Origin of the sequence: Pseudotabrizicola sp., assembly GCF_030684215.1 — a bacterium.
GTDB lineage: Bacteria > Pseudomonadota > Alphaproteobacteria > Rhodobacterales > Rhodobacteraceae > Pseudotabrizicola.
This window is the reverse complement of record NZ_JAUXOV010000046.1, coordinates 1-1801: the sequence shown is the minus strand read 5'-3', so window position 1 is coordinate 1801 and position 1801 is coordinate 1. Positions and strand designations below refer to the sequence as shown.

The 1801-nt window shown below is 54.5% G+C and carries 3 pseudogenes; 1 reads left to right on the top strand and 2 read right to left on the bottom strand.

From position 1 onward, the window contains the following. Positions 1–140: 140 nt before the first annotated feature. A pseudogene (locus tag Q8K08_RS09345) lies at positions 141–611 on the top strand (ATP-binding protein); the annotation flags it as partial. A 631-nt stretch (positions 612–1242) separates the two neighbouring features. Here Q8K08_RS09345 and Q8K08_RS09340 read toward each other — a convergent pair. Further along, positions 1243–1545 (bottom strand): annotated as a pseudogene (locus Q8K08_RS09340) (integrase core domain-containing protein); the annotation flags it as partial. A gap of 139 nt (positions 1546–1684) precedes the next feature. Continuing rightward, positions 1685–1801, bottom strand: a pseudogene (locus tag Q8K08_RS09335) (IS5/IS1182 family transposase); the annotation flags it as partial.

Below are 1801 nucleotides of genomic sequence, written 5' to 3'. Positions count from 1 at the left end.
GACCTGAAAACTGCCTTTTGCCAAGTCGATCGCCAAAATACTGATCTTTGATGTCATCGATGTGCCCTCCACTAAGCGAATATACAACCGTCATGCTATCCGATGCCGGCGGGTGGGGGCATCCACCGCATCAGTTCAGTCCGGGAACCGGCAAAACCCATGTTGCCACCGCCCTCGGAATCCACGCCATCGAACATCACCGCCGAAAGGTCCGCTTCTTCTCCACCATCGAACTGGTCAATGCCCTCGAACAGGAAAAGGCCAAGGGAAAGGCCGGACAGATTGCCGAAGGCCTGACCAAGCTCGACCTCGTGATCTTGGACGAATTGGGATACCTGCCCTTCAGCGCCTCCGGCGGGGCCATGCTGTTCCATCTGCTCAGCAAGCTTTACGAGCGCACTAGCGTCGTCATCACCACCAACCTCAGCTTCAGCGAGTGGGCCACCGTCTTTGGTGATGCCAAGATGACAACGGCCTTGCTCGACCGCCTCACCCACCGATGCCAAATACTCGAAACCGGAAATGACAGCTTCCGCTTCAAGGCAAGCTCAGCCGCTGCATCCGCAGCAAAGAAAAAGAAGGAGACAACACACATCTTGAGCCCCGCCTGACCCGAAATCCATACTCAAAGCCGGATCAATTCTCGATGAAAAACTCGATTCAGTTCTGGTTTAAAATCAACAAATTAGCACATTGCAATGCCGTCAGGAGGGGGCATTCACGCCATCAACAGAGCCACTCAGTCCAGAAAGAAGCGGTCATGTTCCCGCCAAAAGGAGAGCAAGTCCCTTGCTGTCAATTTGGGCAAACCGAGGCATTCCATTGTGTATAAGTCGACACCAATTATTCCTATCATTCGCCAAGCATTATGAGCTGCATCTCGGGATTCGGGTCTAGAGAACATATGTTCAACGGCACCAGCAGCCATCGCAATCACATAGATTACTTGGAGCGCGGAGGCATCAGGCCAATGTGTAACCAGGAAGCGCACAATAATTCTTGGATCCTGCGGGGGCGACAGCAGGATACGTACAGCTTCCTCAATCATATCCTCGTCTCGAGCTTCACAAACCATGAGTGGCACTTAATCAAACGGTAGTTAAAGGCCCGTAATGTGGATCACGCAAATACGGAAAATGCCACAGAACGGGGAGCATTTGCAGAACCATGCAGCCGATTCTTGTTTAATAGCAAGGGTGATACTGTACCGCGGCGGGTTTGCCGGAGGCTGATTTCGGTTAGTTACGCGGCCATGGCTTCAGTCTCCAGAGCTGCGTAGAAGTTTGCTTCGGCTTCGGCGGGCGGGATGTTCCCGATGGGCTCGAGTAAGCGGCGGTTGTTGAACCAGTCGACCCATTCGAGGGTTGCGTATTCGACTGCTTCGAAGCTGCGCCAGGGACCGCGACGATGGATGACTTCGGCCTTGAACAGGCCGTTGATCGTCTCGGCCAGCGCCTTGTCATAGCTGTCGCCGACGCTGCCCACGGAAGGTTCGATGCCCGCATCCGCCAGTCGTTCGGTGTATTTGATCGACAGATACTGGGCGGATTCAACCGGTCGTCGCAACACCCTGACCTTGGAGGTGTATATGGTAACGGCTCGGTTGGCACCGCCTGCCTGAAGTTGGGATGATCGTTTATGGCACGTGCATAGCGACGTCGTTAGGCTCCAGACTCATTGATGATCAAAGCCAGAAGAGGACGGTTGCGGCCATGGCGACAGCGGAGAGGAAGACCTTCGGGCATCTGTCGTAGCGCGTTGCCACTCGTCGCCAGTCCTTGAGCCTTCCGAACATGATCTC